Below are 24439 nucleotides of genomic sequence, written 5' to 3'. Positions count from 1 at the left end.
GATCGCCCGGGAGCGCTCGGGGGGTTTTTCACCGCGCGCCGCCGGTAGCCGACATGCGCATCGAGAACAGCTTCATCCCGGTGTCCGGGGTGGGCGAATCGACGGAACGTCGCCTGTGGGAGCGCGGCGTCCACACGTGGGACGATTTCGACCCCGGCGTCGACGTCCGCGGCGTCGGATCGACGACGGCCGACCGGATCGAGTCGTTCATCGCCGACGCCCGGGCGCACCTCGACGACGGCGACGCGACCTACTTCGACCGCGCGTTCCCGAGTCGGGAGCGCTGGCGGCTGTACGAGGACTTCCGGGCGGAGACCTGCTTTTTCGACATCGAGACGACGGGACTCGACGAGCGACGGGACCGAGTGACGACCGTGAGCTTCCACCAGGACGGCGAGACGGCGACGCTCGTCGCCGGCGACGACCTCACCGCGGACGCCCTCCGCGAGCGGTTCGCGGACGCCAGCCTCCTGGCGACGTTCAACGGCGCGCGCTTCGACGTCCCCTTCCTCGAGACCGCCTTCGGGATCGACGTCGACACGCCGCACCTCGATCTCATGTACCCCTGCAAGCGGCTCGGCCTCTCCGGCGGGCTGAAGCCGATCGAGCGGTCCCTGGGGATCGAGCGGGACCGTCCCGACATCACGGGCCGTGACGCGGTCAGACTCTGGCACGAGTACGAGCGCGGCGACCCGGACGCGCTCGACACGCTCGTCTCGTACAACCGCGAGGACGCGGTGAACCTCCGCACCCTCGCGGACGTGGTCTGTGACTCGCTCCACGAGGACGTGTTCGCGCCCGCCGCGTCGGCACGGGCCGGCGACGGACGCTGATCGGGGTCACTCGCCGTCGTCCGTGGCGGTCGCCACCGACTGTACGAGCTGCATCTCGCCGCGGGCGCGGAGGGTGCCGTCTATCTCCGCGCCCTCGTGAACGACGAGGTCGCCCGCGGAGACGTCGCCGCGCACCCGCGCGCCCGACGCGATCGTGACGGTCCCCCCGCGGGTCGTGACGTCGCCGTGGATCGTGGTGTCCGCGCCGACGGAGAGGTCCCCGCGGGCGCGGAGCGAGCCGAACACGTCGTTGCGCTCGCCGACCTCGATCGACTCGGCACGCACGTTGCCGTGGAGCCGGCAGTCGTCGCCGATCGTCGCGGGCGTGGAGACGCGCCAGGCGTCGTCGGAGACGGTCGCGCCGCGCGGGACGACGAGGGGGTCGCGAACGTCGTCGCCGTCCGCGAGCGCCTCCGCGAGCTCGTCGGCGGCGTCGGTCTCGCCCGCGCGCAACAGCTGTGAGAGGAGGATGAAGTAGAAGACGAGCGTCGGGACGGGGTTCCGGATGACGATCCAGCCGTTCGCCTCGAACCCCTCCTCGACGGTGACGTCGTCGCCGATGTCGAGGTCCCCGGACACCATCAGGTGGCCGGTGATCGTGGCCCGCTCGCCGAGGTACGCGTCCGCGCCGACGAGCACGTTGCCGTCGACGGTCGTCCACGTGTCGATCCGGCAGTCCCCCTCGGCTTCGATGTCGTCCTCGACGGTGACGCGCTCGCCGAGCGCGACGTTCCGTCCGCGGAGCCCGAACTCCACGGTCGACTGTCCGCCGACCAGCACGTCGCCGTCGGTGACGAGGTCGTGTTCCTCGACGGTCGTCCCCGACGGAACCGAGAGCTCGTCGACGGGGTTCGCTCCCCTCAGTGACACATCGGGGGAAGTCCCCCCGCGAGTATAAACGGCACGGGCTCGTCCGACGACCGTCCGACGCTCGGCCCGCGGACGCGTGGCTCGCGACGGTTCGTTGCTCTCGGGACTCGGTCATCGGTCGGTTCGGATCCGGTCGTCGGTCGGTCCGGATTCGGCCGTTGGTCGGTCTGGATCCGGTCGTCGATCGATCAGAGGACGTCGCCGATCCGCACCGGCTCACCGTTCAGGTCCGGGTCGCCCGCCACGATCTGCAACACCTCGTGGTCGGTCACGTCCCGGTAGTCCTTTCCGGTCGCCTCCTCGATGAGGTCCTTCTCCAGTTCGAACTCGGTCCCCTCGTACACCACGTCGACGCCGTCGTCGCTGAACGTCAGCTCCGTGCTCATGACGCCGGGTAGTGGTCGACCGAATAAAAGGGGCGTGGCACGGCCGTCGGGGCCTACTCGTCGTCGTCGGCGTCGTCGCCTTTCATGTCCTGGAGCTGCCCCACCAGGTCATCGGTGGAGAGGTCGCTCTCGAAGGAGACGTCGCCGTCGTGGTCGTTCTCGTGGACGTTGACGGCCGCGTCGTCGTCGGTGTCCACGGTCTGGTCCTGCTGTTCGCTTTCGTCGTACGATCCAAAACCCATACGCTCACTTCCCGGCCGAGGTTCAAAAGGACGCTGACCGACGGCCCCGTTCGCGAGGGGTTGTCACCCACTCCATCCGCCGTTTCGTCCGGGTCGCCGCCGTCCTTACTCGCGGCCGAGCAGGCTCGCGACGAGCGCCTCGGGGTCGAACCGTTCGAGGTCGTCGTACCCCTGTCCGGTCCCCAGAAAGAGGATCGGCTTCCCGGTGACGTAGGCGATGGAGATCGCCGCTCCGCCGGAGGAGTCCGCGTCGGCCTTCGTCAACACCGCGCCGTCGATCTCGGCGGCGGCGTTGAACTCTTTCGCCCGGTTGACGGCGTCCTGTCCCGCGACGGCCTCGTCGACGAACAGCGTCATGTCCGGGCCGACGACGCGGTCGATCTTCTCCAGTTGGGCCATCAGGTCATCGCTCGTGTGCAGCCGCCCGGCGGTGTCGCCGAGGACGACGTCGATGTCGTTGGCCGCGGCGTACTCGACGCCGTCGTAGATCACGGCGGCGGGGTCGCCGCCCTGGTCGTGTGCGATCAGGTCGCGCCCGAGCCGGTCGGCGTGCTCGCGGATCTGCTCGTTCGCGCCCGCCCGATACGTGTCGCCGTTCGCCATCATCGACGAGTAGCCGCGCTCTTCGAACCACTCGGAGAGCTTCGCGATCGTCGTGGTCTTCCCGACGCCGTTGACGCCCGTAAAGACGATCGTGACGGGTTTCTCGGCGGCGGCGATCCGCTCTTCGAAGTCGAACTGCCCGACCGCGATGACGTCGAGCAGCGCGTCGTACAACGCCTCCTCGACGAGCTCGCCGGTCGTCTCGACCTGCTTTCGGGACTCGCCGAGCATCTTCTCCTCGACGGTCTGGAGGATCCGCTCGGCGACGCTCATCTCCACGTCGCTCTCGAGCAGCGCCATCTCCAGGTCCCACAGCGGGTCCTCGAGGTCCTCCTCCTCGATGATGATCCGGCCGGTGGCGAACGCCTTCGCCCGCTGGAACGTGCTCGGGCCGTCGTCATCGGCACCGTCGGCACCGTCGTCGTCGGCGGCGTCGTCGGCGTCCCCGTCGTCGCCGGCTTCCTCGACCGCGGTGTCCGCCGAGCCGGCCGTCGTTGCACTCGCCGTCGCCCGCGTCTCGTCGCCGTCGGCGGGCTCGTCGTCCGTGACCGACCCCGCGTCGGTCGCCGCCGACTCCGCCTCGTCCGCGTCGGCGGACTCCGCGTCATCTGGGTCGACGGACTCCGCCTCGTCCGCGTCGGCGGACTCAGCTGACTCCTCGACGTCCTTCCGGAAGCTGTTCAGCTTGTCTTTCAGTCCGTCGAACACGGTCGGCTACCTCACTCGTCGTCCGCCTGTTCCTGGAGCTGTTGCATCTGCTGTTGTTGCATCTGCTGTTGCATCTGCTGGGCCTGCTGTTCGATCTGCTGGCTCTCGGACTCCAGCTCGTCGACGTCGCCCTGCGTCTCCGCGATGCGGTCGTCGAGCGCCTGCTGCTTGCGCCGAAGCACGTCGATGGCGTCGTCCTGCTCCTGCTCGGCCGCGTAGTTGCCGCCGAGCGAGACGATGACCTCGTCGATGTCCTGAACCTCCGCGCGGACGTACGCGCCGCCGCCGAGCGGCACCTGCACCGTCGAGCCGGTGTCGATCGTCTCGATCGCTTCGACCGCCTCGTCGATGTCTGCCTGCTCCGCCCGTAGGTCGTCGATCTCGCCCTCCAGCGTCTCGATCTCCTCGTCGAGCGCCTGCAGCTCCTGGGAGAGCTGCTGGAGCTGCTGTTGGCCGCCACCCATCATGCGGCGGACACCTCGCTGATCTCGATCTGGCTGCGCTTCCGGTTGTGCTGGCTGCCGACGTTCGTGTAGATCCGTTCGCGCGCGAGGTCCTCGTTCTCGGCCTCGACCTCCTTCGTGAACGGCTGGTACCCGTCGCGACTCTGGAACCGTCCACTCACCGTGTAAGTGCTCATGGAAACCTGTCGGGTAGGGACAGGGAAGTATCTTGCTAAAAACGACCGGCGTCGGCGTCCTCGCCGCGCCGATCAGTCGATGAAGCCCAGCGTCTCCTCGATGCGACCCAGCTCCGGCCCGGTGGTGTCCTCGCCGATGACGTAGCCGTGGTCGTTGGCGATCAGCCCGGAGCCGACCAGCGGCGCGCCGTAGTTGACGGTGCCGAGGTCCGCGCGGACGTCGAGCGCCTCCTCGACGGCACGGAGCTCCTCCTCGCGGGACTTCGGGTGACACAACACCCCGTGGTTGTTGGCGACCGCCGCGGTGCCGACGGTCCGCACGTCGCCGAGGTCGCCCCGTTCGACGGGGACCTCCAGCGCCTCCTTGATCGCCAGTATCGACTCGCGCGGGAGGTCCGGGTGGACGTACGCGCCGTGGTCGTTCGCGAGGACGACGTTCCCGGCCGCGTTGATCTCGCCCGGCAGTTCGTGGACCTCGTGGCCCGAGGCCGCGGCTATCCGGTCCTTCTCGCGCTCGGTCGCCCGCGCGGAGACGAGGATCCCGTTCTCGTTGCCCACGGCGAGCGACCCGACGGTGTTGGAGCCGCCGACGGTCGTCGCGAGCGGCTCGGCGTCGAGCTCCTCGCCGAGGGCGTCGGCGAGGTCTTCGTCGACGTCGGGCCTGACCAGCAGGACGTCGCCCGCCACGCGAGCGAAGACGCCGACGTACGAGGAGCCGGTGAAGGTCGCCCGTAACACTTTTATTCGGCGTGTTCGGCTTCGACGACGGGCTCGTCGTCCTCGACGAACCGGGCCGCGCGGATGCGGATCTTGCTCGGCGGGTTCTGCCGACCGTTCGCCCAGACGGCCTCGTTGACCGAGGCGTCGAGAACCACGTCCTCCTCGTCGACCGAGAAGTGCTTCGCGAGGTGGCTACGGACGGCCTTCACCGCGTAGTCGGCGCGCTGCTGAATCGGCTTTTCCTTGGCGTCGCGGAGCGGGACGGTGACGACACGCTCCTCGAAATCACTGGTGCTCATCTACTCGTCCAGGTCGTTCCGACGCCAGTTGCGCCGCTTGGGGTTTCGCGTGACGTTCATGTCCGTCTTCATCATGACCCACGCGGGGACGCGGGTGTTCTGGCGCTCCGCCTTCGCCAGACGCTTCTTTTGAGCCTTCGATTTGTCTCCCATAGTGGCGGGTACTTCCCGCGGGCCGCATAAAACCCCTTCCATACCACGTCGCCTCAGTCGTCGTCGAAAGCGCTCCCGCGGATCGCCGCCTCGGCCGCGTCGAGGGCCGCCTCCGGGTCGAAGCCGTCAACGATCGCCTCGAGATCCGCGGACGAGGCGTCGGCGAGGTCGCGTGCGTGTGCGGTGACGTTCGGCACCGCGCGGACGACGTTGTCGACGATCGGCACGTCGGCGGTCCGCGGCGATCGGCTCCCGGGGTTGAGGTCGATCACGATCTCCGTCTTCCCCATCCGGTCGAGCGCCTCCGCGCGGTCGCCGTCCTCCAGCGGGACGACGACAACGTCCGCGGCGGCGATCCCGTCCGCGTCGACCGTCCCGCGGGCGTGTTCGAGCCCCGGGATCTCCCCGTCGCCGGCGAGCCCCTTCACCTCCTCGGCCCCGTGCTCGCGAAGGTGGTCGGCGATGGCGACCATCCGTTCTTCGGTCCGGTTGAAGAGGTTCACCTCGATATCGGCGTCGACGACCCGCGCGAGCGTCACGGTCTCGCCGGGGACGAGGGCGGCGACGTTCCCGTTGACGGAGAACACGGGATGGTCCGCCAGCAGCAGGCGTGCGGCCGCGGCGCGGGCGGCCGTGTCCGCGCTCGGGAGCGTCCGCTCGCCGAGCAGGTAGTCGAACGCCTCGCCGCGCCCCTGCGCGATGAGCCCCTGTTTGGAAGTGATCCCCTTGTCGACGCCGGTCTCGATCCGGTGGCGGGTGACGAGCGACGCGTACCGCGGGTGGTCCCGTGGGACCTCCGTCCCGGTCATGGCCCCGCTAGGCGACCGATCGATTAAAGTGGCGCGTTCCGCCGATCGGTCGGCGGAGGGCGTTCACGAACCGATACGTCGACCCTACCGGTTGACCGCTGCCCATAACGGACGGCTATCGCCCGTAACGAGAGACTACCGGCCGAAATCGGCTGTTACCGGTCTCAGCGAGTCGCTAACAAAGACCGTCGCATCCGTCCATTCGAACGCGATGGAGCGGACTGGCAAGTACACCGTCGTGGAAACGTGTAACGACCATGGGACGATGACGCTCCGCGAACACCCGCGGAACGGGACGTTTCACGTCGTCGAGTACGGCGGCCCCGCGGTGCAGGAGGCGCTCGCGGACCTGGACGTCGGCTCCGTCGTCCACCTGACGCTTCGTCGTGCCGGACGACGCGGCAACGCGTGGTGTGCGGAGGCCGCGCGGTCGGTCGAGATCCCGCCGTAGTGCTTTTTTGTCGCCGATCACGCGACGCCGACGCGCTCGCGGTAGCTCCCGTACTCGGACTCGAAGACCGCCATCACCTCGCCCATCGTGGCGTACGTCTTCACCGCGTCGACGATCGCCGGCAGCGTGTTCTCGCCCGCGTCGATCGCGGCCCGAAGGTCGTCGAGAGCGTCCGCGACGGCGTCGTCGTCGCGCTCGGCCTTCACCGACTCCAGCCGGGCGAGCTGTCGGTCGCGGGTCGTCTCGTCGACGCGGAGCAGCTCCGGCCGCGTGTCCTCGTCGCTCACGTACGCGTTGACCCCGACCACCGTCTCCTCGCCGGCGTCGACGCGCTCCTGGTACTCGTAGGCTGACGCCTGTATCTCGCGGTGGAAGTACCCCTCCTCTATCCCGTGGAGGACGCCGTCGCGGACGGAGCCGTCGCCCATCGCCTCGATCTCCTCGATGTACGCGAGCGCCGCGGCCTCGATCTCGTCGGTGAGCGCCTCGACCGCGAACGATCCCCCGAGCGGGTCGACGACGTCGGCCACGCCCGACTCCTCGGCGATGACCTGTTGGGTGCGGAGCGCCACCCGAACGGCCCGCTCGGAGGGGAGCGCCAACGCCTCGTCGAAGGAGTTGGTGTGGAGGCTCTGGGTGCCGCCGAGCACGCCGGCGAGCGCCTGCAGCGTCACGCGGACGACGTTGTTGAGCGGCTGTTGGGCCGTCAACGACTGCCCCGCGGTCTGCGTGTGGAACTTCAGCCGCTTCGCGTCGTCAGTCGTCGCCCCGTACCGCTCTCCCATGAGCCGCGCGTAGAGCCGCCGGGCGGCGCGGAACTTCGCGACCTCCTCGAGCACCGAGTTGTGCGAGTTGAAGAAGAAGGAGAGCTGCGGCGCGAACGCGTCGACCTCGAGCCCGCGGTCGAGACAGGCCTCGACGTACGCGAAGCCGTCGGCGAGGGTGAACGCGAGCTCCTGGACCGCGGTCGATCCCGCCTCCCGGATGTGGTAGCCGGAGACGGAGACCGGCTTGAAGTTGGGCGTCTCCTCGACCGCGAACTCGATCGTGTCGACGACGAGGTCGAGCGACGGCTCCGGCGGGATCACCCACTCCTTCTGTGCGATGAACTCCTTGAGCATGTCGTTCTGGAGGGTGCCGCGGAGCGCCTCGCGCGGGACGCCTTGTCGGTCCGCGATGGCGACGTACATCGCGTAGATCACGGGCGCGGAGGGGTTGATCGTGAACGAGGTCGACACCTCCGTGACGTCGATCCCCTCGAACAGAACCTCCATGTCGCGGAGCGTGTCGACGGCGACGCCCTCCCTGCCCACCTCGCCGAGCGCCATGTCGTCGTCGGAGTCGATCCCCATGAGCGAGGGCATGTCGAAGGCGGTCGACAGCCCGGTCTGTCCCTCGTCGATCAGGTAGTGGAACCGCTCGTTCGTCTCTTCTGCGGTCCCGAAGCCGGCGAACTGCCGCATCGTCCACGACCGTCCACGGTACATCGTCGGGTAGACGCCGCGCGTGTACGGCTCCGAGCCCGGGAAGCCGAGGTCGGCGCCGTAGTCGAGGTCGGCGACGTCCGCCGGCGTGTACAGCCGGTCGACCTCGAGGCCTGAGACGGTCGTGAACCGGTCGCGGCGCTCCCCGTGTCGGTCGAGGGGCGGGTCGAGCGTCCCCGCCTCCCACTCGGCGTGTGCCTCCCGGATCGCCGCGAGCTCATCGTCGTCGTACATACGGTCCCTTCCGGGCCGCTATCGATAAGCATTGTTCACGATCGTCACTTCCGTTCCGGGATCAGCAGGGAACGACGCCCGCCGCACCGGAGATCGGCGACCCCTCGTCCGCGTACGTCGACTCGTCGATCGCGCCGTCGAACATCGGGAGGCTGAGCTCGAAGGCGTACAGCACGTCGAACGCCGCGAACGGGTTCGTCCCGGTCTCGATCAGCCCGATCCGGTTCAGCCGGACCCCGGCCGCGAGCGTGACGATCCGGTCGTCGCCGACCGTCCCCGCCAGCTCGACGCCGAACTCCGTGCCGGCGCTCGGGTCGGTCAGCACCGAGAGGTGAACGACCGACTCGATCGCCGTCGGCGGCTCGCCGATCCGTAGCGGGTACCCCTCCCCGACGAAACACTCCGTCAGCGGCCCGACGGACCCGGCGGCGACCCCGTCGCTGGTCGCGAGTGCCGCGTCGTCGTGTGGCGTCACGGCCGCGTCGGCCGTGGCGACCCCGCCGGCCGCGGCGACTCCGCCGACGAGCGCAACGCTCGCGACGACCGCCGCCGCGACCAGCGCTGCGACGAGACGGGCGGTCCGGGCACGACCCGTCGGGCTCCGTGTCATCGCTCGACGCTACGGCGGTTCACGGGATAACTCCACGGGGCCGAACATCAGCACTGATACCCGCTACCCGTCGTCGACGTCCAGCAGTCCCTCCACCAGCAGCCCCTCGACGAGCAGCTCCGCGGACGCGAGGTTCGTCGCCAGCGGGACGTCCTTCACGTCACAGACGCGCAACAGCGCGGAGATGTCCGGCTCGTGGGGCTGGGCCGTCAGCGGGTCACGGAGGAAGACGAGCCCGTGGATCCGGTCGTTCGCGACCATCGCGCCGATCTGGAGGTCCCCGCCGAGCGGCCCCGACGCCTGGCGGTTCACGGTCAATCCGGTCTCCTCGGCGATCCGCTTCCCCGTGGTCCCCGTGGTGACGAGTTCACACTCGCCGAGCTCGTCGGCGTACGCGCCGACGAACTCCACCATCTCGTCTTTCAACTCGTCGTGGGCGATGAGCGCGATGCGCATGCCTCTCCCTCCCGGCGACGAGGCTTAAAAGGTCTCCCGCGGAAGGGCGGTGACGGACGGCGGGCCGCGGCGATCGCGCCGATCCGGACCGGCTCTGCCTGCCGTCGCCCCGCGCGCCCGCTCACTTGAACCGGAACGTCTCCAGGTTCTTCGGCGCGAACGTCCGCATGTTGTAGTCGTGGTACAGCGCCGACGAGAGGTCCTGCACCGAGCGCTCGTCGCCGTGGACACACAGCACCTTCTCCGGGCGGGGGTTCATCGTCTTCACGAAGTTCTCCAGCCCCTGTCGATCGGCGTGTCCGGAGAAGCCGTCGACCGTCTCGACGCCCATGTTCAGCGACAGGGTGTCGCCGCGGCCGCCGTTGCCCCAGTCGGAGACGGGGATCTCGTCCCAGCCGTTCTGGATCCGCCGGCCGAGCGTCCCCTGCGCCTGGTAGCCGACGAAGACGAGGTTCGAGTTCGGGTCGGGCCCGATGTGGCGGAGCCACGACATGATCGGGCCGCCCTCGATCATCCCGGAGGTCGAGAGGATGACACACTGGTCGCCGTCGGCGACCTCCTGTCGTTCGTCCTCGCCGGCGTCGATGTGGTTGAACTGCTCGGCGAGGAACGGGTTCTCGTCGTCGTGGAAGATCCGGTCGCGCAGCTCGTCGCGGAGGTACTCGGGGTAGGTGGTGTGGATCGCGGTCGCCTCCCAGATCATCCCGTCGAGGTGGACGGGCATCTCGGGGATGTCGCCGCTACGCATCGCCTCCTCCAACACGAGCATGATCTCCTGTGACCGTCCGACGGCGAACGCGGGGATGACGACCTTTCCGCCCTGGTCGTACGTCTCGTTGATGACGCGTTTGAGCGCCTTCTCGGAGTCGTCCTGGTCGGTCTGGTAGTCGTTGCGACCGCCGTAGGTGGACTCCAACACGAGCGTCTCGACCCGTGGGAAGTCGTTGACCGCGCCGTTGAACAGCCGCGTGTCGTCGTAGTGGATGTCGCCCGAGAAGGCGACGTTGTACAGCCCGTCGCCGATGTGGAAGTGCGTGACCGCGCTCCCGAGGATGTGACCCGCGTTGTGGAAGGTGAGCTTGATGTCCGGCGCGATGTCGGTGACGTCGCCGTACTCCAGCGGGATCGTGTGTTTGATCGTCTCGCGAACCTGTGTGGACTCGTACGGTGGCGTCCGCCCCTCCTTGGCGGCGACGTCGAGGTAGTCGAGCGTGAGCAGCCCCATCAGGTCGCGGCTCGGCTCGGTCGTGTACACCGGCCCGTCGTAGCCGTACTTGAAGATGAGCGGCAGGAGCGCGGAGTGGTCGAGGTGGGCGTGGGTCAACACGACCGCGTCGATGGTGGCCGCGCCCGCGCCGAGCGCTTCGGGGACCTGGAGATACGGGACCTCGCCCTCCGCCCCGGGCTTGTCGCCGCAGTCGATGAGGATCCGCGTCTCCGGCGTCGAGAGGATGAACGCGGCCCGGCCGACCTCGCGGCAGCAGCCGAGCGTCGTGATCCGGACCCACTCGTCGTCGGACAGCTCCTCGCGGTGGATCTGTCGACCGACGCGCTCGAGGATGTCCCGGCGCTCCTCGCGCTCGTTCTTCAGGAAGTTCCGGACGTTCGAGACGGTCGACGACTCGATCGGCGGCGTTCGCACGACCTCGGGGGTCCACCCGACTTCTTGGGTGATCTCCCGGAGCGTGGAGCCCCGCCGACCGATCACCATCCCCGGCTTCTGGGCCTCGATGACGACCTCGCCGGTGTCCTGGTGGAAATCGAGGTCGGTCACGCCGGCCTCCTCGGGGATCACGGCCCGAACCGCCGCCTCGGCCTCCGCCGGCGGGGAGAGCGCGCTCGGGTCGGGGCGTACCGTGATCCGCTTGCGGAGCTTGGAGGCGAGCCGGCGGATCAGGTCGCCGTCGCCCGCGAACCGCTTGGGGTCGCGGGTGTAGACGACCAGTTCCGGACCCTCGTATTTGACGTCCGTGACCGTAATGTCGTTCGGGATCTCCTGTTCGATCTCGGCTTTCAGATTCTCGAGTTGCTTATCGACTTGACTCATATCTCACCGCGGGCCGCCGACGCCGACGTCGGTGACGGCACCCGGATCGACGCCGATCCGGGAGTCGTCGCCGAGTGGCCGACCGTGACGGGTAGGCATAGTGGAAGTACTGTCCGTATGATACCGTGCGGGAACAGCCAGCGAAAACCCGCTTGAATGGACGTAACCTCCGGGCGTTATAAAAGCCTTCGCAAAGCGCAAGCCGACTGACCGCGAACCCGGGACCATGCGCGTCACCCCGACGGCCGTCCGCGAGGAGCACGCGTGGGTCCGCGACCGGGCCGACGTCGTCGTCCCGCTGTGTAACGACACCCGTGACCGCCTCGGTGAGCTGTTCGACACCGAGGTGGACCGGATCGACCGCGCGACGTACCGCGAGGAGGTCGACGTCGTCTTCGCGGACGGCGAGGTCGCCGTCAACGTGGCGGGCTACGTCCGGCTGCTCCGCGGGCTCGACGTCGCGGACGACTACCCGGGATTCGTCGTCGACGAGGTGCTCGGCCGCGAGCTCGCCGCGACGATCGCCGGCGGACAGCCCCTCTCGCTGCTCGCGCAGGCGACGTTCCATCTCGTCGACGTCCACGTCGACGGGGACGTGACCGCCGCGGGAGCCGGAACCGCGGGGGCGGACGACCTCGACGCCGCGCTGGCGGCCGGCTTCCAGACGCGGCTCCCAGGCTGGGACTGGCGGGCGGCCGAGAGTCCGTTCGCGGTCAGTCCCGACGGCGACGACTGACTCCCGACCTCCGCGCAACGAGCGGCATTATAAGGGTCGCACGGGCCGTCGAACGGCATTCATAAGGGTTGCACGGGCCGTCGAACGGCATTTATAAGCGATCGCACGAATCCCTGCAGGGCTTATAAACGGTCACACGAGCCGCTACGGGAAGTGATAACCAGTCGTTCCGATCGCCGTCGGGAGCGATACCCGGTCGACGGTCACCGAACGAACTTCCCGATCGTCTTGAAGGCCGCGTCGCGGACGGCGTCCGGGAGCAGCCGGCCGAGGACGCCGACCCGCGCGAACGTCCCCGGCTGGACCCGCGCGGGCGGCTTCGTCGCGCTCGCGGCGTTGAGCACGTCCTCGGCGACGCGCTCCGGTTCGACGGAGCCCGGGCCGTCGCCGCCGACCACCTGGGTGTCCTCGAACAGGGCGTAGAGGTCGTCGTACGCGCCGGAACGCTCGATCCCCGCGGCCTCGTCCGGGTTCGCCTCCCGGTTCGCGCGCTTCGCGAAGTCGGTCTTCACCGGCCCGGGTTCGACGACGACGACGTCGATGCCGAACTCCCGGACCTCGTTGCGGAGCGCGTCCGACATCGCCTCGACGGCGAACTTCGACCCGCAGTAGACGCCGCCGCCGGGGAACGACACTCTTCCCGCGACCGACGAGAGGTTGATGATCGTCCCGTCGCGCTCGCGGCGCATCGCTGGCAACACGGCCCGGATCAGCCGGTGAGGGCCGTACACGTTGACGTCGAACTGTTCGTGGACGCGCTCGGTCGTGACGTCCTCTATCGGGCCGAACTGGCCGTACCCCGCGTTGTTCACCAGCGCGTCGATCGCCCCCTCCTCGTCGAGGATCCGCTCGACGACCCGCTCGACGTCGCCGGGGTCGGTCACGTCGAGCGTCGCCAGCTGACAGCCCCGCTCGCCGAGCGTCTCGATGTCCGCCGGGTTCCGGGCGGTCGCGTACACCGTCCACCCCTCGTCGAGGAACGCGAGGGCGGTGGCGCGGCCGATACCCGAGGAACAGCCGGTGATGAGTACCGTCTTCTGCACGCCTCGTCCGTCGGCCGCCGCCGTCATAACTCTCCCGACCGACCTCGGTCCGGAGTCGGGGCCGTTCGCCGTGGTGGCTCGGCCCGGAGCCGGGACCGTTCGTCGTGGTGACTCGAGGCTAATCGGGGCCGTTCCGATGACGATCCGAAGTCGGACCGTCGTCCGTACGGGCCCCGTCGCCTCCGTGTGGGGCCTCGCCGCGTCCCGGCGTTACGCGTCGGGGCGCGGACGGACCAGGTCCGCGAGCGACACGAGGATCCCGAGGAACCAGCCGAGCGGGACCGAGATCCCGACCCACATGAGGACGTAGCCGAGCCCGGGCAGCCCCCACTGCTCGCCGAACGTCTCCAGGTCGAACGCGCCGCGGAGCACGTCGTTCACCCCGCCGACGAAGAGGAACGTGTCGAGGATCCACCGCGCGAGGTCGTAACTCGGCGGGAGGATCGCCTGTTCGAGCGTCGGCGTCACCAGCGCGGCGACGACCGGCGGGAGGAAGATCGCGGTCATCGCGAACGGGTACGCGAGCAGGACGCTCACGAACCGCCCGCCGACCTTCGAGAAGCCGGCCGCCAGCGCGGCGGAGACGATCGCGACGACGCTCGCCGCGCCGACGGCGATCACGTCCTCGAACGGGAGCTGCAGGTGGGTCACGAGCGTGAGCGACCCCCACAGCACCGTCGCGACGACGACCGCGCCCAGCACGCCGAACCGGGTCACCGCGGAGTCGAGCTTCGCGGCGTAAAACCGGGTCGCGAAGCCGACGAGCAACAGCGGGTAGGTCACGGCGACGAGCGGCGCCCCGAGCGCCGCCCACAGGTAGTACGCGACGGTCTCCGGCGTCGTCTCCGGCGTCCACTTCCCCAACACCGTGCTCGGGTCCAGCTGTCTGGGAAAGGCGACCTCCATCCACGTCTCGTGGAGGCGGACGACGTCCAGCAGGAGCGCCTCCACCAGCCCGATCTGTCCTCGTCGTTCCATTCACCCCAACTCGCGGCCGGGGTGACGTGAACTTTGTGCCTTCGGCCGGCCGGAGCGACAGGGCCGGGGTCCCGCGATCGGCCGGAGCGGCGTAACCGTGGTCCCCGTGATCGGCCGGCGCGACAGGGCTGTGATCCCCGCGATCGCAACGATCCGAAAGACCACCGATATCCCGGAGACGAAAGCTTGAAACGCCGCTCGGGCGAATCCCGGGTATGGAACTGCGGGTCATCGAGAAGACCGACACGGAACTCCGCATCGAGATCGCCGGCGAGGACCACACGTTCATGAACGTGTTGAAGGGCGCGCTGTTGGAGACTCCCGACGTCGCCGCCGCGACGTACGACGTGAACCCCGAGCAGTCCGGGGGCCAGACCGACCCGGTACTCACCGTGAAAGCCGAGACGGGCGACCCCCTCGACGCCGTCGAGGCCGCCGCCACGACCATCGCCGACCGGACGACGGCGCTCCGCGACGCGGTCGAAGCGGCGTCGTAACCGTTCTCGAGATCGTCGCCCGGAAGCGGTCCGTCCCCCGTTTCGTTCTCCTTCCCTCCGATTCTCCGTCTCAGCCTCTCACTTCTCCCGCCTCTCCAACCGATCCCGGACAAAGTATACGGTCTTGCGCCCGCGAGTACGCGTCATGACGAACGCCGGGTCCGGCGATCGTGACGCAAACGCCGACGAGCGGACGAGCGCCGACGAGCGCGCGGGCGGCGGCGATCCGAGCGATGCCGCCGCCGACCCGAGCGACGGCGGCGTCGCGCCCCCGTCGTGGTTCCGCGAGGAGGCGGCCCTGACCGACCCCGGGATCTACGACGAGTTCGATACCGAGTGGCCGGACGCGTGGGGGCGCGCGGCCGACCTCCTCGACTGGGACCGCCCGTATCGGACCGTCCTCGACGACTCGGAGCCGCCCTTCTACCGGTGGTTCCCCGACGGCCGACTCAACGCCGCCGCGAACTGCGTGGACCGCCACCTCGACGGGCGGCGGAACCAGCTCGCGATCCGGTGGTTCGGCAAGCGGGGCGAACGCCGGTCGTACACGTACTTCGACCTCCACCGGGAGGTGAACGCCGCCGCCGCCGCCCTGCGGGAGCTGGGCGTCGAGGAGGGCGACGTCGTCACCCTTTACCTCCCCATGATCCCGGAGCTCCCGATCACGATGCTCGCGTGCGCGCGGATCGGCGCGCCGCACAACGTGGTGTTCGCCGGGCTCTCGGCGGAGGCGCTCGCGACCCGCCTCGACGCCGCCGACTCCGCGTACCTCGTCACGTGTGACGGCTACTACCGGCGGGAGGACGCGTTCAACCAGAAGTCGAAGGCGGACAACGCCCGGCTCCGGATCGACGGCGACCTCGCGGCGACGGTCGTCGTCGACCGGCTCGGCGACGCCCTGTCGGTCCCGCTCGGCGAGGACGAGCACGACTACGGGACCCTCATCGACCGCCACGACGGCGAGACGGTCGCGCCGGTCGCCCGCGACGCGACCGACCTCCTGTTCGTGATGTACACGTCGGGGACGACCGGCCGACCGAAGGGCGTCGAGCACGCGACCGGCGGCTACCTCGCGCACGTCGCGTGGACCGCGCGGAACGTCCTCGACGTGCGCCCGGACGACACCTACTGGTGTGCCGCCGACATCGGCTGGATCACCGGCCACTCCTACGGCGTCTACGGGCCGCTCGCGCTCGGTACGACGACCGTCCTCTATGAGGGGTCGCCGGACTACCCCGACCGGGACCGGGTGTGGGACCTCATCGAGCGCAACGCCGTCAGCGTCTTCTACACGTCGCCGACCGCCATCCGTTCGTTCATGAAGTGGGGCGCGGAGTACCCCGACGCACACGACCTCTCGTCGATCCGCCTGCTCGGGACGGTCGGGGAGGCGATCACGCCGAAGGCGTGGCGGTGGTACCGCGAGCACGTCGGCGGGGGAGACGCGCCCGTCGTCGACACGTGGTGGCAGACGGAGACGGGCGCGATCGCCCTCGCGACGCTGCCGGGGGTCACCCCGATGAAGCCCGGCAGGGTCGGCCCCCCGCTCCCGGGGATCGACGCCCGCGTCGTCGACGAGACGGGCGACCCCGTCGCCCCCGGCGAGGCCGGCTACCTGACGATCGGGAAGCCGTGGCCGGGGATGTTACGGGGGCTCCGTGAGGGCGAGAAGCGCTATCGGCGGGAGTACTGGTTGGAGACCGACGACGGGTGGCGCTACCGGACGGGCGACGGCGCGACCGTCGACGACGACGGCTACGTCACGATCCTCGGGCGCGTCGACGACGTGATCAACGTCCGGACCCGGCGGTTCAACACGGCGGAGCTGGAGTCGGCGATCGTCGCGGTCGACGGCGTCACGGAGGCCGCGGTCGTCGGCGACGGCGACGGCGGGGTGGTCGCGTACGCCACCACGCGGAGCGGGGTCGACCCCGACGACCGGACCCGGGCGGCGATCCGCGACCGCCTCGCGGCGACGGTCGGCGAGATCGCCCGTCCGGACCGGGTCGTGTTCACCACCGAGCTGCCGAAGACGCGCTCCGGGAAGATCATGCGTCGGCTCCTGGAGGACATCACACAGGACGACGAGTTCGGCGACATCAGCGCCCTCCGGAACCCCGAGGTCGTCGGCGAGATCGAGTCCGCGGTGCGCGACGACGGGTAGTCCGGTCTGTGCGACGGATAGTCCGGTTTGTGCAACGGGTAGTCCGGCCTCTGCGACGGGTAGTCCGGCCTGCGTGATGATCAGCGGACCGTCTGCGTGGCGATCGACGGACCGTCTGCGTGGCGATCGACGGGCCGACGAGATCGGACGTGGGTCCCGCCCCTCGGTTTCGGGTTTCACGACAGATCCGAATCGATCTACGCCACGGTACCGGATCGATCCGCCGACACCGATCGAGTGCTCGGGCCTTCGGCGTACGACACCAAGTTTGATGGTTCGGATCTCCGTACGAACACGAAACGCATGGGCGAAGGACTCTCCACGGACGGGTACGACGCGCTCGTGGCCGCCGCCGACACGTACCGCTCGGCGCTGATCGTCAGGCTGGCCGGCGAGGCGGGGCTCCGGACCGGCGAGATCACGCGGGTCCGGCCCGGGGACGTCCGCGAGTCGGCGGCGACGGACGCGTTCCTGCTGGCGGTGCCCAGCGCCGCGGACGGAGAGGTGGAGGGCGGCACGGACGACGACGAGATCGACGACTCCGAGCACACGCTCGTCGGGGCGGATCGCGACGCGTCGCCCGCGGGGATCGACCGCGAGGCGTACCTCCCCGCGTCGCTCGCGGCGGAGCTGCGCCGGTACGCCGACGGGGAGGCGCTCGCTCCCGACGAGCCGTTCGTCGACGTGTCGGCGCGCCGCGTGCAGATGATCGTGCGCGAGACGGCGACGCGGGCGGGCGACCGCGCCGCGGATACGGACGTCGCCGGGGTCACCCCGGGCGACCTCCGGCGGTTCTTCGCGCGGCGGCTGCTCGTCGATCGGGGCGTCGACCCGCACGTCGTGCGCGAGACGGGCGGCTGGGACACGCTGGGCGCGCTCGACGCCTACCTCGACCCGCTCGACGGCGACGCGATCGCCGAGGGGATCGCCGGCACGGCTGCCCCCGCACGCGACGCGGAGGACGTCGGCGCACGGTCGCCCGTCGAGCCGTCGCCGCTCGTCGAGGCGTTCGCGGCGATCGTTGACGCGGCCGACCGCGCGGCGGCGTTCGAGGCGACCGTCGACGGCGCGGTCGCCGCGGACCGCTGGTCGGCGGCGTGGGTGCTCACCGGGTCGGCCTCGGGGACGAGCGCGGAGGTCGCTGCGACCGCCGGGGACGACACCGACTCGCTCGGCGACGGCGAGGTCGTGATGGAGGACGGGCCGTGGACCGCCGCGCTGGCCGACGGAACGGTGGCGGCCAGCGACGACGTCGGCGGGCTCGACGGTCGGCCGGTGGTCGCCGCCCCGATCGCGTACCGGGACGCCGTGTACGGCGCGATCTGTGCGGTCGCCGAGGCCCGGGGCGACGTTTCGCGGCGCGACCGCCGGGAGCTGTCGGTGCTCGGACGGGCCGTCGGGTGGGCGGTGACCGCCGATCGCTGGCGCGACCTGCTCCACTCCGACGCCGTGACCGAAGTGGAGTTCCACACCGCGTCGAACGGGGCGTTCCTCGCGGCGGCGACCGCGGCGCTCGACTGCCGGATCGACCTCCAGTCGACGGTCGCCGTCTCGGAGGCCGCGTTCCGCTGTTACCTCAGGGTCACCGGAGCCACCGCGCAGGCGCTCGCGGAGGTCGTGGCGGCGGCGGCGGGCGTCTCCGACACGCAGCTGATCGAGGCCCACGAGGACGGCTGTTCGGCCTCGGTCCTCGTCGCGGACGGCTCGGTGGTCCACACCCTGACCGAACACGGCGCGACGGTGCGAACGGCGACCGCGGAGCACGGCCGCGTGAGCGTCGTCGCCGACGTCCCGTCCGGGACGGACGTTCGACCGATCGCCGACGGCCTCCGGGCGGCGTTCCCGGACGCGCGGCTCGTCAGCAAGGAGTCGGTCGCGCGGTCGCCGACGACGGAGTCGACGCTTCGAGAGGACGTCACCGAGCGGTTCACCGACCGCCAGTGGGCGGCGCTGTCGGCCGCGTACCGCGGCGGCTACTTCGACTGGCCGCGGGGGAGCACCGCCGAGGAGGTCGCGGACGCGATGGGCGTCTCCTCGCCCACGTTCCACAACCACCTCCGGAAGGCGCAGCGCGCGCTCCTCGACGCGGTGTTCGACGCGACCGACCGCTGAGCGCGCGGGATCGTTCACGATTTTTCGTATTTAGCGCGACCGTTTATATAGGGATGTCCGTTGTGTACGGTCGTATCATGACAGAGGGTGACGGAGAACTCGAAGCGCGGCTACAGGAACAGGAAGTGTTCGAGCCCCCGGCGTCGTTCGTCGAGGGGGCGAACGTCTCCGACCCGGGGATCTACGAGGAGTTCGACGAGAACTGGCCCGGGTGTTGGGAGGCGGCGGCCGACCTGCTCGACTGGGAGTCGGGGTACGACCAGGTGCTCGACGACTCGAACCCGCCGTTCTTCGAGTGGTTCACGGGCGGGGAGCTCAACGCGTCGGCGAACTGCCTCGACCGGCACCTCGACGAACGGGGCGACGAGGTCGCGATCGAGTGGGTCGGCGAGCCCGTCGACGAGGACGACCGCTCGTTCACCTACGCGGAGCTCCACCGGGAGGTAAACGAGTTCGCGGCCGCGCTCCGCGAGCAGGGCGTCGAGGAGGACGACGTCGTGACGATGTACATGCCGATGATCCCGGAGCTGCCGATCGCGATGTTGGCCTGTGCGCGGATCGGCGCGCCACACAGCGTCGTCTTCGCCGGGTTCTCCGCTGAGGCGCTCGCGACGCGGATGAACGCCGCCGAGTCGGCGCACCTCGTCACGTGTGACGGCTACTACCGCCGCGGCGACCCGCTCGACCACCTCGCGAAGGCCAACGAGGGGCTCGATGACGTCGAACACGACACGACGACCGTCGTCGTCGACCGACTGGGCGGCAACGACGACGGGTTCGGCCACGATCTGACGGACGACCAACTCGACTACGGGGAGCTGGTCGCCGAGCAGGCCGGCGCGACCGTCGACCCGGTGGTCCGGGACGCCGAGGACATGCTCTTTTTAATGTACACCTCGGGGACGACCGGCAAACCGAAGGGGGTGAAACACACTACGGGCGGCTACCTCTCGTGGGCGTCGTGGACGTCGCAGGCGGTCCTCGACGTCAAGCCCGAGGACACGTACTTCTGCTCGGCCGACATCGGCTGGATCACCGGCCACTCGTACATCGTTTACGGGCCGCTCGCGCTCGGCACGACGACGATGATGTACGAGGGGACGCCCGACTACCCGGACCGCGACCGCCTCTGGGAGATCGTCGACGAGTACGACGCGACCCAGCTGTACACCGCGCCGACCGCCATCCGGGCGTTCATGAAGTGGGGGACGGAGTACCCCGACGCCCACGACCTCTCCTCGCTTCGCCTGCTCGGGACCGTCGGCGAGCCGATCAACCCGCGCGCGTGGAAGTGGTACTACAAACACATCGGCGACGAGGGGTGTCCCGTCGTCGACACGTGGTGGCAGACGGAGACGGGCGGGATGATGATCACGACGCTGCCCGGCGTGAAGGACATGAAACCGGGCGCGGCGGGGCCGCCGCTCCCGGGGCTCGACGTCCGCATCCTCGACGCGGCCGGCGACGAGATCGAGGCGGGGCAGGCGGGCTACCTGACCGTTCAGAAGCCGTGGCCCGGCATGCTCCGCACGCTGTACCGGAACGACGAACGGTACATCGACGAGTACTGGGCCGAGTACTCCGACGTCGACAGCGACGACCCCGACGACTGGGTGTACTTCCCAGAGGACGGCGCGAAGATCGACGAGGACGGCTACATCACCGTGCTCGGCCGCGTCGACGACGTGCTCAACGTCTCGGGCCATCGGCTCGGGACGATGGAGATCGAGTCGGCGATCGTCGGCGTCGAGGGGGTCGCGGAGGCGGCCGTCGTCGGCGGCGACCACGACATCAAGGGCGAGGCGGTGTACGCGTACGTCATCACGGAGGACGGCTACGAGGGGGACGACGACCTTCGCGACCGCATCGTCGCCGGCGTCGAGGACGCCATCGGCCCGATCGCCCGGCCCGAACAGGTCGTGTTCACGCCCGACCTCCCGAAGACGCGCTCCGGGAAGATCATGCGCCGCCTGCTCGAGAACATCGCCGACGGAAAGCCGCTCGGCAACACGAGCACGCTACGTAACCCGGAGATCGTCGAGGATATCCAGGACCAAGTGCAGGGCTGACGACGGACTCCGGGGACGCCTTTCCTCCCGGACCGGCGGCGTTTTCGAACGGCACACGCCGTGACGGGACGCGACGACCCGCGCCGTGACGAGACGACACACGCTGTGACGGGACGCGACACACACAACACTGACACACGACATCACGACACATGACAGATAACGACACGCACGGCGGATCGAACGCCGCCGTCGCCGGCGACGGCGGATTGAGCGACGTCGAGCGCGAGCAACGGATCGATTACCTCGACGTCGAGATCAACCTCTTGAACCCCGCGACGCCGTTCATGCGGGACCACCTGCGAGTCATCTGGATCGGCTTCGCGATCTGGTCGGTCACGACCTTCGGGCCGATCACCGCGACGCGGATCGCGCCGGACCTGATGACGACGCCGATGCCGTTCCTCGGGTTCCCGTTCCACTACTTCGCGATCGCGATCGGTGCGCCGAGCGCGGCGCTGATCCTCTCGGTCTGGTACGCGAAACGGCGCGACGCGATCGACGAGAAGTACGGGATCGAACAGCTGTCGAACCAGGATGCCGGCGCGGACGCCAACTCCGCGACCGATGACGCGGCCGCCGCCGACGGGGGTGTCGAGGAGTGACCCCCGCAGGCGTTCCCTTACAGTCGGCCGAGCTGCTCCCCGAGGGGCTCGACATCGGCTTCAAGCTCGTTCCCGGGATCATCGTCGTCAGCATGATGACGCTGTTCCTCGCGGTCGGCTTCGTCTTCAAGGTCGCCGACACCGACGACATGTGGGTCGCGGGCCGGTCGATCGGGAACCTCGAGAACGGGATGGCGATCGGCGCGAACTGGATGTCCGCGGCGTCGTACCTCGGAATGGCCGCGCTCATCGCGCTCTCGGGCGTGTACGGCCTGGCGTTCGTCGTCGGCTGGACGACGGGCTACTTCGTGCTGCTCATCTTCCTCGCCGCACAGATGCGGCGGTTCGGCAAGTACACCGCGCCCGACTTCGTCGGCGACCGGTTCAACTCCGACACGGCCCGCGCGCTCGCGGCGATCACGACGTTCCTCATCGGTTTCGTCTACGCGCTCGGACAGGCCCGCGGGATGGGGCTCGTCGGGATGTACGTCCTCGGGGACATCAACAACGTGATCCAGATCCCCGGGCTGGGCGCGTATCAGGCGATGATGGTGCTGTTCATGCTCGTCACGATCGGCTACCTGACGCTCTCGGGGATGCTCGGCGCGACGAAGAACATGGCGTTACAGTACGTCATCCTCATCGCGGCGTTCCTGATCGGGCTGCTCGTCACCGGCTGGACGGCCGGCTACTCGACGATCCTTCCGCAGATCGAGTACGGGATGTTGATCTCCGAGCTCGGCGCGGAGTTCTCCGACCCCTTCGCGGGCGGGAGCTACTACCTCTGGATCGCCACCTGCTTCAGTCTCGTCTTCGGGACCTGCGGACTGCCGCACGTCCTCGTGCGCTTCTACACGGTCGAAAACGAGCGGACCGCTCGCTGGTCGTGCACGTGGGGGCTCTTCTTCATCTGCGTGCTCTATCTCTCCGCGCCCGCGTTCGCGGCGTTCGGGACGGACCTGTACGGCGACCAGGTCGGGGCCGTCTACGGTGACCCCGGCATGACCGACGCGGCGGGCGACGTCATCGTCGTGCTCGCCGCCCAGCTCGCGAACCTCCCGACGTGGCTCGTCGGCTTCGTCGCCGCCGGCGGCATCGCCGCCGCGGTCGCGACGACGGCCGGCCTCTTCATCGCCGCCTCCTCGGCGATCTCCCACGACATCTACGCCAACATCATCAACGAGGACGCGACCCAGCGCCAGCAGGTCCTCGTCGGCCGCCTCAGCATCGTCGCCATCGGGCTCCTCACCATCGTCTTCGCGCTGAACCCGCAAGCGCCCATCGCGGCGCTCGTGTCGTTCGCGTTCGCGCTCGCCGCCATCGTGTTGTTCCCGATGTTCTTCCTCGGGCTCTGGTGGGAGAACACGAACCGCCCCGGCGCGCTCGCCGGGATGACGACGGGGATCGTCGTCTGGTTCGTCCCCATGTTGAACGAGGCCCAGTTCGGCCTGTTGACGACGCCGGAGGGACAGAGCGCGTTCATCCCGTTCCTCGAGACGTGGATGCCGGCGATCGGCTCCGCGCTGATCGGCGTCCCGATCGTGTTCGCCGTGACGATATTCGTCTCGTACGTGACCGCCGAGCCGCCGCTGCGGACGAAACAGATGGTCCGACAGTGTCACAGCCCGGAACCGATGCCGAAGAACAAGACCGCCGCCGAGGTCGTCGCGGACAAAAACGGCACCGCACCCGCGGACGATTGACCGATGTACGACAGCATACTCGTGCCGACGGACGGGAGCAGGGTCGCGAACAACGCGGTCGACCACGCGGTCGACCTCGCCGAGAAGTACGACGCGGAGATCCACGCGCTGTTCGTCGCGGACACGGACATGGTCGCGTACAGCCTCGGCACCGAGCAGGTCGACCGGATCCGACAGGGGAACTTCGGCGAGATGACCGAGCTCCGCGAGGACGCCCAGGAGGCGACGGGCTACGTCAGGGAGCGCGGCGAAGCGGCGGGGATCGAGGTCGTCGAGCGCCACGCCGGGGGTCGCCCCCACGACGTCATCGCCGACTACGCGCGCGACAACGACATCGACCTCATCGTGATGGGGAGTCACGGCCGGTCCGGCGTCCGCCGGGCGCTCCTCGGGAGCGTCACCGAGCGGACGCTCCGGTCGACACACGTCCCCGTCTTCGTCGTCGACTACGTCGAGGGGCGCTAACGGCGTCGGTCACGCGGCACCGTGCGGGGGATCCCCTCGCACGGATCGCTGCTGTGCGTGTCGCTCTGTAGGTATCGTCCAACCGCTACCGGAACCGCTTTCGACGAACGCCCCCGTTCACGGCTTACCCCAGCACTCATGTCCGAGACGACGACCGACGACGACGACCCGACCGCGACCGACGAGGCGAGCCTCGCCGACCGCGTCCGCTCGCACGTCCGCGACAACCGAACCGGAATGGTTCACGACCTGGTGTTCGCGCTCGCGTGGGTCACCCTCGTGTCGCTGCTTTTCGACTACGTCCTCGTGAGCGCGCCGACGTGGGCGTTTTACCTCTTCATGCTCGCCGGGGTCCCGGCGTACTTCGGGTTCTTCCTCTCGCTCGAGGCCGCACTGGAGAACCGCTGACTCCGGCGTGACCGCCGGCCTCCCCGTCGTCGCTCCGGTCCCTACCGAACGGCTCCGCCGTCGTTTCGGCTCCTACCGAACGGCCCCCTGCCGTCGCTCCGGCTCCGACCGGAC

26 protein-coding genes and 1 pseudogene are annotated in these 24439 nt (G+C 69.4%); 11 read left to right on the top strand and 16 right to left on the bottom strand.

Features of this window, described 5'->3' with window-relative positions; translation table 11 throughout:
* The first annotated feature begins 53 nt into the window (after nucleotides 1-53).
* Entirely contained in the window at nucleotides 54-833 is a 780-nt protein-coding gene (locus tag GRS48_RS13175) for a ribonuclease H-like domain-containing protein (protein WP_159487275.1), read from the top strand.
* 9 nt (nucleotides 834-842) lie between these two features.
* On the opposite strand, the pseudogene GRS48_RS13170 reads toward GRS48_RS13175, so the two are convergent.
* The 10 genes and pseudogenes from GRS48_RS13170 to GRS48_RS13125 form a co-directional block, all read right to left on the bottom strand.
* Nucleotides 843-1703: pseudogene (locus GRS48_RS13170) on the bottom strand (polymer-forming cytoskeletal protein); the annotation flags it as partial.
* A 188-nt stretch (nucleotides 1704-1891) separates the two neighbouring features.
* Nucleotides 1892-2089: a DUF5800 family protein gene (locus tag GRS48_RS13165; RefSeq protein ID WP_159487273.1), complete on the bottom strand. Its 198-nt coding sequence runs from the start codon at nucleotides 2087-2089 to the stop codon at nucleotides 1892-1894.
* Nucleotides 2090-2142: 53 nt separating this feature from the next.
* On the bottom strand, nucleotides 2143-2331 hold the full coding sequence (locus GRS48_RS13160; RefSeq protein WP_159487271.1) for a DUF5786 family protein: 189 nt from the start codon (nucleotides 2329-2331) through the stop codon (nucleotides 2143-2145).
* A gap of 105 nt (nucleotides 2332-2436) precedes the next feature.
* Nucleotides 2437-3642 (bottom strand): signal recognition particle-docking protein FtsY, encoded by a 1206-nt coding sequence (gene ftsY, locus GRS48_RS13155; protein ID WP_321168449.1) that lies wholly within the window; start codon nucleotides 3640-3642, stop codon nucleotides 2437-2439.
* An 11-nt stretch (nucleotides 3643-3653) separates the two neighbouring features.
* On the bottom strand, nucleotides 3654-4106 hold the full coding sequence (pfdA, locus tag GRS48_RS13150; RefSeq protein ID WP_159487959.1) for a prefoldin subunit alpha: 453 nt from the start codon (nucleotides 4104-4106) through the stop codon (nucleotides 3654-3656).
* Nucleotides 4106-4282, bottom strand: a complete 177-nt coding sequence (gene rpl18a / locus GRS48_RS13145) for a 50S ribosomal protein L18Ae (RefSeq protein ID WP_159487269.1) — start codon at nucleotides 4280-4282, stop codon at nucleotides 4106-4108. The genes pfdA and rpl18a overlap by 1 nt, the downstream gene beginning before the upstream one ends.
* A gap of 72 nt (nucleotides 4283-4354) precedes the next feature.
* Nucleotides 4355-5020, bottom strand: a complete 666-nt coding sequence (locus GRS48_RS13140) for a translation initiation factor IF-6 (protein ID WP_321168448.1) — start codon at nucleotides 5018-5020, stop codon at nucleotides 4355-4357.
* 2 nt (nucleotides 5021-5022) lie between these two features.
* A complete protein-coding gene (locus tag GRS48_RS13135) occupies nucleotides 5023-5301 on the bottom strand; it encodes a 50S ribosomal protein L31e (protein WP_159487267.1) in 279 nt (92 codons plus the stop codon).
* A complete protein-coding gene (locus GRS48_RS13130) occupies nucleotides 5302-5454 on the bottom strand; it encodes a 50S ribosomal protein L39e (RefSeq protein ID WP_004050128.1) in 153 nt (50 codons plus the stop codon).
* A gap of 53 nt (nucleotides 5455-5507) precedes the next feature.
* Complete coding sequence (locus tag GRS48_RS13125; protein ID WP_159487265.1) at nucleotides 5508-6263, bottom strand: 4-phosphopantoate--beta-alanine ligase; 756 nt, start codon at nucleotides 6261-6263, stop codon at nucleotides 5508-5510.
* A gap of 211 nt (nucleotides 6264-6474) precedes the next feature.
* Here GRS48_RS13125 and GRS48_RS13120 point away from each other — a divergent pair, with 211 nt between their 5' ends.
* Nucleotides 6475-6714, top strand: coding sequence for a hypothetical protein (locus GRS48_RS13120; protein WP_159487263.1), 240 nt, complete (start codon nucleotides 6475-6477; stop codon nucleotides 6712-6714).
* Between the two features lie 17 nt (nucleotides 6715-6731).
* Here GRS48_RS13120 and GRS48_RS13115 read toward each other — a convergent pair whose 3' ends face one another.
* The 4 genes from GRS48_RS13115 to GRS48_RS13100 all read right to left on the bottom strand — a co-directional run bounded on the left by GRS48_RS13115 (nucleotide 6732) and on the right by GRS48_RS13100 (nucleotide 11545).
* Nucleotides 6732-8432, bottom strand: a complete 1701-nt coding sequence (locus GRS48_RS13115) for a methylmalonyl-CoA mutase (protein WP_159487261.1) — start codon at nucleotides 8430-8432, stop codon at nucleotides 6732-6734.
* 61 nt (nucleotides 8433-8493) lie between these two features.
* A complete protein-coding gene (locus GRS48_RS13110; protein WP_159487259.1) occupies nucleotides 8494-9042 on the bottom strand; it encodes a hypothetical protein in 549 nt (182 codons plus the stop codon).
* Nucleotides 9043-9105: 63 nt separating this feature from the next.
* Nucleotides 9106-9498, bottom strand: a complete 393-nt coding sequence (locus GRS48_RS13105; protein ID WP_159487257.1) for a methylglyoxal synthase — start codon at nucleotides 9496-9498, stop codon at nucleotides 9106-9108.
* 121 nt (nucleotides 9499-9619) lie between these two features.
* Nucleotides 9620-11545: a beta-CASP ribonuclease aCPSF1 gene (locus GRS48_RS13100; RefSeq protein WP_159487255.1), complete on the bottom strand. Its 1926-nt coding sequence runs from the start codon at nucleotides 11543-11545 to the stop codon at nucleotides 9620-9622.
* 226 nt (nucleotides 11546-11771) lie between these two features.
* Between GRS48_RS13100 and GRS48_RS13095 the strand changes: the two genes are divergently transcribed.
* Nucleotides 11772-12281 (top strand): hypothetical protein, encoded by a 510-nt coding sequence (locus GRS48_RS13095; protein ID WP_159487253.1) that lies wholly within the window; start codon nucleotides 11772-11774, stop codon nucleotides 12279-12281.
* A 203-nt stretch (nucleotides 12282-12484) separates the two neighbouring features.
* On the opposite strand, the gene GRS48_RS13090 is transcribed toward GRS48_RS13095, so the two are convergent.
* Both GRS48_RS13090 and GRS48_RS13085 read right to left on the bottom strand, forming a co-directional pair.
* Nucleotides 12485-13351, bottom strand: coding sequence for an SDR family oxidoreductase (locus tag GRS48_RS13090; protein WP_159487251.1), 867 nt, complete (start codon nucleotides 13349-13351; stop codon nucleotides 12485-12487).
* Nucleotides 13352-13534: 183 nt separating this feature from the next.
* Nucleotides 13535-14275, bottom strand: a complete 741-nt coding sequence (locus tag GRS48_RS13085; protein ID WP_321168493.1) for a hypothetical protein — start codon at nucleotides 14273-14275, stop codon at nucleotides 13535-13537.
* A gap of 242 nt (nucleotides 14276-14517) precedes the next feature.
* Here GRS48_RS13085 and GRS48_RS13080 point away from each other — a divergent pair, with 242 nt between their 5' ends.
* The 8 genes from GRS48_RS13080 (at nucleotide 14518) to GRS48_RS13045 (ending at nucleotide 24325) form a co-directional block, all read left to right on the top strand.
* A complete protein-coding gene (locus GRS48_RS13080) occupies nucleotides 14518-14799 on the top strand; it encodes a DNA-directed RNA polymerase subunit L (RefSeq protein ID WP_159487247.1) in 282 nt (93 codons plus the stop codon).
* Between the two features lie 145 nt (nucleotides 14800-14944).
* Nucleotides 14945-16963 (top strand): acetate--CoA ligase, encoded by a 2019-nt coding sequence (gene acs, locus GRS48_RS13075; protein WP_159487245.1) that lies wholly within the window; start codon nucleotides 14945-14947, stop codon nucleotides 16961-16963.
* Nucleotides 16964-17266: 303 nt separating this feature from the next.
* Nucleotides 17267-19075, top strand: coding sequence for a bacterio-opsin activator domain-containing protein (locus GRS48_RS13070; protein WP_159487243.1), 1809 nt, complete (start codon nucleotides 17267-17269; stop codon nucleotides 19073-19075).
* A gap of 77 nt (nucleotides 19076-19152) precedes the next feature.
* Entirely contained in the window at nucleotides 19153-21144 is a 1992-nt protein-coding gene (gene acs / locus GRS48_RS13065) for an acetate--CoA ligase (protein ID WP_159487241.1), read from the top strand.
* Between the two features lie 152 nt (nucleotides 21145-21296).
* Nucleotides 21297-21749, top strand: a complete 453-nt coding sequence (locus GRS48_RS13060) for a DUF4212 domain-containing protein (protein WP_159487239.1) — start codon at nucleotides 21297-21299, stop codon at nucleotides 21747-21749.
* Nucleotides 21746-23452, top strand: a complete 1707-nt coding sequence (locus tag GRS48_RS13055) for a VC_2705 family sodium/solute symporter (protein WP_321168447.1) — start codon at nucleotides 21746-21748, stop codon at nucleotides 23450-23452. Before GRS48_RS13060 ends, GRS48_RS13055 begins: the two co-directional genes overlap by 4 nt.
* Before the next feature lie 3 nt (nucleotides 23453-23455).
* Nucleotides 23456-23917, top strand: coding sequence for a universal stress protein (locus GRS48_RS13050; RefSeq protein ID WP_159487237.1), 462 nt, complete (start codon nucleotides 23456-23458; stop codon nucleotides 23915-23917).
* Nucleotides 23918-24055: 138 nt separating this feature from the next.
* Nucleotides 24056-24325, top strand: a complete 270-nt coding sequence (locus tag GRS48_RS13045) for a hypothetical protein (protein WP_159487235.1) — start codon at nucleotides 24056-24058, stop codon at nucleotides 24323-24325.
* The last annotated feature ends 114 nt before the right edge of the window (nucleotides 24326-24439 follow it).

It is taken from the genome of Halorubrum sp. JWXQ-INN 858, from assembly GCF_009806985.1.
GTDB lineage: Archaea > Halobacteriota > Halobacteria > Halobacteriales > Haloferacaceae > Halorubrum.
Note: the sequence above shows the minus strand (reverse complement) of the source record. Positions and strands in the feature narration are given on the sequence as shown.